General features: G+C 66.4%; 7 protein-coding genes. 4 read left to right on the top strand and 3 right to left on the bottom strand.

What is annotated here, in order from left to right:
• The coding region (locus tag Y706_RS25830; RefSeq protein ID WP_043436266.1) for an NAD-dependent epimerase/dehydratase family protein at nt 1–716 on the bottom strand (716 nt) is incomplete at its 3' end.
• 150 nt (nt 717–866) lie between these two features.
• Nucleotides 867–1,889 carry a class II fructose-bisphosphatase gene (gene glpX, locus Y706_RS0115915; protein ID WP_028277383.1) on the bottom strand — a complete coding sequence of 341 codons (1,023 nt, stop codon included), beginning with the start codon at nt 1,887–1,889 and terminating at the stop codon, nt 867–869.
• A 195-nt stretch (nt 1,890–2,084) separates the two neighbouring features.
• On the opposite strand from glpX, the gene Y706_RS25825 reads away from it, so the two are divergent.
• The 3 genes from Y706_RS25825 (at nt 2,085) to Y706_RS0115900 (ending at nt 4,951) form a co-directional block, all read left to right on the top strand.
• Nucleotides 2,085–2,819 carry a DUF4245 domain-containing protein gene (locus tag Y706_RS25825; RefSeq protein ID WP_043436264.1) on the top strand — a complete coding sequence of 245 codons (735 nt, stop codon included), beginning with the start codon at nt 2,085–2,087 and terminating at the stop codon, nt 2,817–2,819.
• Nucleotides 2,820–2,828: 9 nt separating this feature from the next.
• Nucleotides 2,829–3,443 (top strand): carbonic anhydrase, encoded by a 615-nt coding sequence (locus tag Y706_RS0115905; protein WP_028277382.1) that lies wholly within the window; start codon nt 2,829–2,831, stop codon nt 3,441–3,443.
• A 71-nt stretch (nt 3,444–3,514) separates the two neighbouring features.
• Entirely contained in the window at nt 3,515–4,951 is a 1,437-nt protein-coding gene (locus Y706_RS0115900; RefSeq protein WP_028277381.1) for a class II fumarate hydratase, read from the top strand.
• A gap of 103 nt (nt 4,952–5,054) precedes the next feature.
• On the opposite strand, the gene Y706_RS0115895 is transcribed toward Y706_RS0115900, so the two are convergent.
• Complete coding sequence (locus Y706_RS0115895) at nt 5,055–5,723, bottom strand: vWA domain-containing protein (protein ID WP_028277380.1); 669 nt, start codon at nt 5,721–5,723, stop codon at nt 5,055–5,057.
• A gap of 184 nt (nt 5,724–5,907) precedes the next feature.
• Here Y706_RS0115895 and Y706_RS25820 point away from each other — a divergent pair.
• On the top strand, nt 5,908–6,166 hold a 259-nt coding region (locus tag Y706_RS25820), incomplete at its 3' end, for a TetR family transcriptional regulator (RefSeq protein ID WP_043436263.1).

The following is a 6,166-nucleotide window of genomic DNA, read 5'->3' as shown; positions in this document are numbered from 1 at the left end:
CCCGCCTCGAGCGCCTGGGCGGCGGCCACATGCGAGGTGGCCAGGTCGACCACGTGCACGTAGTCGCGCACGCAGGTGCCGTCCGGCGTGTTGTAGTCGATGCCGTTGATGCGCGGCGTCTTACCGGCCGTGAGCGCCCGCAGCACGATCGGGAAAAGGTTATGGGGGCTGGTGTCGTAAAGCTCGGGCGCACCTGAGCCGACCACATTGAAGTACCGCAGCGAGGTGTGGTTCAGGCCCCGGGCCCGGCCCTGGTCACGGATCAGCCACTCGCCGATGAGTTTGCTCTCGCCGTAGGGCGATTCCGGGTTGGTGGGCGTCGCTTCGGTGACGATGTCGCCGGTGGGCGTGCCGTAGGTAGCCGCGGACGAGGAGAACACCAGTTTGTCGACGCCGCTGAGCTCCATGGCCTTGAGCAGTTGCGCGGTGCCCGTGACGTTCTGTTCATAGGTCAGCAGCGGCTCTTGGACGGAAACCCCGGCGTACTTGAAACCGGCTAGGTGGATCACCCCGGTCACCGCGTGCTCCCGCAGCGTGCGGGCCACGAGGTCGGCGTCGAGGATGCTGCCATGGATGAACGGCACATCGGCCGGCACGAACTCACGGTGCCCGCTGGAGAGGGAGTCAATCACCACCGGCTGGATCCGGGCACCGCGCAAAGCGGAAACCACATGAGAACCGATATATCCTGCACCGCCAGTTACGAGCCACGTCATGGCTCCACCCTATCTAATCCCACGGGCCACGGCCGCCCCACCGCAATAGACATCATCATGCACCTGGTTTAAGACGACGAATCCCGGACCGCGGAGGCGGCCCGGGATTCGCTGTGCTCTATCGTGCAGTTCAGTGTTGCCGTTCAGGTGCTAGCTCCTGCGGGCGTAGCCTTCCCACTTGCTGGCCTGGTGTTCGCCGTCGACAAAGCGGATCGTGCCGGACTTGGAGCGCATCACGATGGACTGGGTGAGGACCTTGTCCTTGGAGTAGCGGACGCCCTTGAGGAGGTCGCCGTCGGTGATGCCGGTGGCCGCGAAGTAGCAGTTGTCGCTGGAGACGAGGTCGTTGGTCGAGAGCACGCGCTCCAGATCGTGGCCGGCGTCGATCGCCTTCTGCTTCTCTTCGTCACTCGTGGGCCACAGGCGGCCCTGGATGACGCCGCCGAGGGACTTGATGGCGCAGGCAGCGACGATGCCTTCCGGGGTTCCGCCGATGCCCATGAGGGCGTCGACTCCGGTGCCGGCACGCGCAGCGGCGATGGCCCCCGCGACGTCGCCGTCCATGATGAACTTCGTGCGGGCGCCGGCTTCGCGGATTTCCTCCACGAGGGGGCGGTGCCGGTCGCGGTCCAGGATCATGACGTTGAGCTGGTTGACCTTGACGCCCTTGGCCTTGGCGATCAGGTGCAGGTTCTGCTTGACCGGCAGGCGCAGGTCCACCATGTCGGCCGCTTCCGGGCCGGTGACGAGCTTTTCCATGTAGAACACGGCGGAGGGATCGAACATGGAGCCGCGTTCGGCCACGGCCAGGACCGCCAGGGCGTTGTTGATGCCAAGGGCAGTCAGCCGGGTTCCGTCGATGGGGTCGACGGCGACGTCGCACTCGGGCCCGGTGCCGTCACCGACGTGCTCGCCGTTGAACAGCATCGGGGCTTCGTCCTTCTCGCCCTCACCGATGACAACGACGCCGTTGAAGTGCACGGTCTGCAGGAAAGAGCGCATGGCGTCCACGGCGGCGCCGTCGGCCTTGTTCTTGTCGCCGAAACCCACCCAGTGGCCGCCGGCGATGGCCGCGGCTTCCGTGACGCGGACAAGTTCCAGCGCGAGGTTGCGGTCAGGCTCATCGATCCCGACGGCGAGCGAGGGGGAAAGCGTGGAGTACTTCTGGGACATGGGCGCTGGTGTCACGTGAACCTCTTCTTCGAGTGGCGGTCGTTGAACCCGTACGGCCAGGATCGATCCGTCGCGGTGATTCGTCTGATATTGATCATAGTCGGGGCGGGCCCGCAAGGTCATGGGATGTCCGGCGCGTGACGCACTTCACCGTCGGAGGGGCCGCTGCGCCGCGAATGTGAGATCGGCCCGGACATGCGCGACTATAGAGGGGTGAGTGAATTGCAGGACGCTTCCCCCGCCGCCCCCGGTTCGCCGGCTGGCAGCTCCCCCGCGGCAGGCCCGGACCCTTCCGGACAGCCCCCCGTGAAGCCCGTCATCGCCGCCGCGGCGGCCAAACGCGCCAACGCCTCCGTGATGGGCATGATCATCGCCCTGGTGGTGAGCATCGCCGCGTTCCTGCCGATCGTCCTCATGAATCCTTCTCCGAAGACCGACGGTTACCGGCCCAACGTCAATGTCAGCGCCACCGCGCAGAACGCGGCGGGTGTGGCGGGATTCACACCCGTGGCGGCCGATACCGGCGACACATTCCGCGCCAACTACGCCCGTTGGGAGTCCGGCGCCGGCAGCGGCGTCCCCGCCTGGGAAGTCGGCTACCTGACGCCCAAGGAATCCTTCATCGCCCTCGTGCAGACCCGCACGGCCAACCCCACCTGGCTCCTGCAGCAGACCAAGAACGCTCCCGTGACCGGCACCCGCAACGCCGGCGGCCGCGACTGGGAACTGCGCGACACCGGCAAGGGCGAGAAATCCATGGTGCTGACTGATCGCGGCACCACCGTCATCCTCTCCGGATCCGCGACGCTGGAGGAGTTCTCCGCCCTGGCCACCGCCGTGGTGAAGTCACTCGAAAGCAATCCGCCCGCCGGGGCATCGTCCAGCACGCCAGACGCAACAGTTTCACCTTCGGCCAGCCCTTCACCGTAAAGTGGCCACGTGGCTACTTATCTGACTCCCGCACTCGCCTGGCAGCGTCTCCGTGAAGGCAACAAGCGTTTTGTCGCCGGCACGTCATCACACCCCAACCAGGACGCGTCGCGACGCTCGTCGCTGGTTGAAAACCAGCACCCCTTCGCGGTGATCTTCGGTTGCGCCGACTCCAGGCTTGCCGCCGAAATCATCTTCGACCTCGGCCTCGGGGACGCCTTTGTGGTCCGCACCGCCGGCCAGGTGATCGACGACGCCGTGCTTGGCTCGCTGGAATACAGCGTCAGCGAACTGGACGTCCCTCTGATCGTCGTCCTGGGGCACGACAGTTGTGGTGCTGTCACCGCAACCAAGAACGCCGTGGAAACCGGCCAGATGCCGGTCGGTTTCATCCGCAGCCTGGTGGAGCGGATCACCCCGTCCGTGTTGACCTCGCTGCGTAACAATCAGACCGACGTCAACGACATGGTGGTCGAGAACGTCAAGCAGACCTCGCAGCGGCTGGTGGACAGTTCCCGGGTGATTTCGGGCGCAGTCGACAGCGGCCGCACCGCCGTGATCGGCCTCGCCTACAGCTTGGCTGACGGCCGGGCCGATCTCGTTTCCAGCATCGGCAGGCTGTAAACCCCGGCGCCCGGCCGTCGCAGCCTGCTCACGGTTTTCGGTGGGACTCCTACTCCCAATAAGCTAGCCCCATGACTTCCACAGATGAGTTGAACACCGAAGAGTTCCGCATTGAACACGACACGATGGGCGAAGTCCGCGTTCCCGTGAACGCCCTGTACCGCGCACAGACGCAGCGGGCAGTCGAGAACTTCCCGATCTCCGGCAAGACGCTGGAGCGCGCCCACATCGAAGCCCTGGCACGGGTGAAGAAGGCCGCCGCCCAGGCAAACGCAGAACTGGGGGTGCTCGACGGCGAGCTCGCCCAGGCGATTGCCGACGCCGCCGACCAGGTTGCCGCCGGCAAGTACGACGGCGACTTCCCGATTGACGTCTTCCAGACCGGGTCCGGGACGTCCTCGAACATGAACACCAACGAGGTCCTCGCCGAGCTCGCCTCGCGGGCCCTGAAGTCCGCCGGTAGCGAGAAGGTTGTCCACCCGAACGACCACGTCAACGCCTCGCAGTCCTCCAATGACGTCTTCCCCACGTCCGTCCACGTCGCCGCCACGTCCGCCCTGATCAACGATCTGATCCCGGCCCTCGGCTACCTGGCGGAGTCGCTGGAACGCAAGGCCACCGAATTCAAGGACGTCGTGAAGTCCGGCCGCACGCACCTCATGGACGCCACCCCCGTCACGCTGGGCCAGGAGTTCGGCGGCTACGCCGCGCAGGTCCGCTACGGCATCGAGCGCATCAACGCCGCCCTCCCCCGCGTCGCCGAGGTCCCGCTTGGCGGCACCGCCGTGGGCACCGGCATCAACACGCCGGCCGGATTCCCGGAGCGCGTGATCGAACTGCTGGCGGCCGACACCGGACTGCCCCTGACCGAGGCCCGCGACCACTTCGAGGCCCAGGCCAACCGGGACGGCCTCATCGAAGCGTCCAGCCAGCTGCGCAACATCGCGATTTCCTTCATGAAGATCAACAACGACCTGCGCTGGATGGGCTCCGGCCCCAACACCGGCCTCGGCGAAATCGCCATCCCGGACCTGCAGCCGGGCTCGTCGATCATGCCCGGCAAGGTCAACCCCGTCATCTGCGAAGCCTCCATCATGGTCTGCGCCCAGGTGATCGGCAATGACACCGCCATCGCGTGGTCCGGCACCAACGGCGCCTTCGAACTCAACGTCGGCATCCCTGTCATGGCCGCCAACCTCCTTGAATCCGTGCGCCTGCTGGCCAACACCAGCCGCGTCATGGCCGACAAGATGATCGACGGCATCACCGCCAACGTCGAGCGCGCCCGCTTCCTCGCCGAGGCCTCGCCGTCGATTGTGACCCCGCTGAACAAGTTCATCGGCTACGAGAACGCCGCCAAGATCGCCAAAAAGGCCGTGGCCGAGGGCCTGACCATCCGTGAGACCGTCGTCTCCATGGGCTTCCTCGAGCGCGGCGAACTGACCGAAGAGCAGCTGGACACCGCCCTGGACGTCATGTCCATGACGCGCCCGCCGCACAAGGCCTAAACGGCTCCGGGCGGCGCCGCCCTCGAAGAGTACAACCGCCGACGGCCGGCATCCTTTCTGGAAGGGTGCCGGCCGTCGGCATGTCTGCACCGCAGGTCAGAACTTAGACCCTGGGCGGTTCCCCGCCGGCGGCCTCCCGCTCTTGCGCCGTGTACGCCGCCGCGGCCGCGGCATCCGCCATGCTGGCACCGCCGATCCGTGCCTCCCGCAACCGCCGCGTCTTGGCGGACTGGACGGAGAAGGCAGCATCGACGTTCCCGGCGGCATAGGTCAGGGCGTCTTCGGCGCGGATGCCGAGGCCGCCGGCGGTCAATACGGCGTCCTGGTTGGCGCCCAAATACGTGAACTGCCAGCCCCACTGGCTCTGCTGCCGCTGGACCAGGGCCTTGACCAGCTCGCCCGTGGCCTCGCGCGAGGAGTTCTCGTGGCCGTCCGTCAGCACGGCCACCAGCACAGTGCCGGGGCGCTGATCCTCCGGGAGGGCCGCCAGTTCCGCACCCGCTTCGCCGATCAGCCGGACCATGGCGTCGTGCAGGGCGGTGCTGCCCCGCGGCTGCAGGTCAAGGGCCGGCACGTCCTGGATGTCCACCGAGGCGTAGACGCGCTCGTAGGTGTCATCGAACTGCGCCAGCGACAGCCGGCACCGGCCCGCCACTGCCCGCTGTTCGCGGATGAACGCCGCAAACCCGCCCACAGTGTCATCGGCGATGGCGCTCATCGACCCGGAACGGTCCAGGAGGACGTACACGTGCGTCGGGGCTGAATCTGTCATGCTTCCCCATTTCCGGCCCCGACGGCGCTTCTGCCTCGTCGCGGGCCACCTGTTGCCAGCGGTATGGCTGGACAGGAGCAGGCTACGGCCGGGCAGCGACATTATTGGCGGCAACAGCCCAAACAACCCACACAGTTCAAAGTATCTTTTGCACTATTTATGATTAAGTGCAAAAATACACTCCATGGGAAACAGTGCAATTACTTCGGGCGGCCTCCGCGAGCGCAAGCGGGCCGCAACACGGGCGGCGATCACCGCCGTCGCGCGTTCCCTGACCGCCGAACGCGGCCTCAGCGGCTACACCGTGGAGGAAGTCTGCGAGCGCGCGGGCATCTCCCGCCGGACCTTCTTCAACTACTTCCCTGCCAAGGAAGATGCGATCCTGGGCCACGTCGACGACGACTTTCCCGAAGAGGTGGTGGCCCGGTTCATGGCGGGCGGCG

It is taken from the genome of Arthrobacter sp. I3 (genome assembly GCF_000520575.1).
Taxonomy (GTDB): domain Bacteria; phylum Actinomycetota; class Actinomycetes; order Actinomycetales; family Micrococcaceae; genus Arthrobacter; species Arthrobacter humicola_A.
Note: the sequence above shows the minus strand (reverse complement) of the source record. Positions and strands in the feature narration are given on the sequence as shown.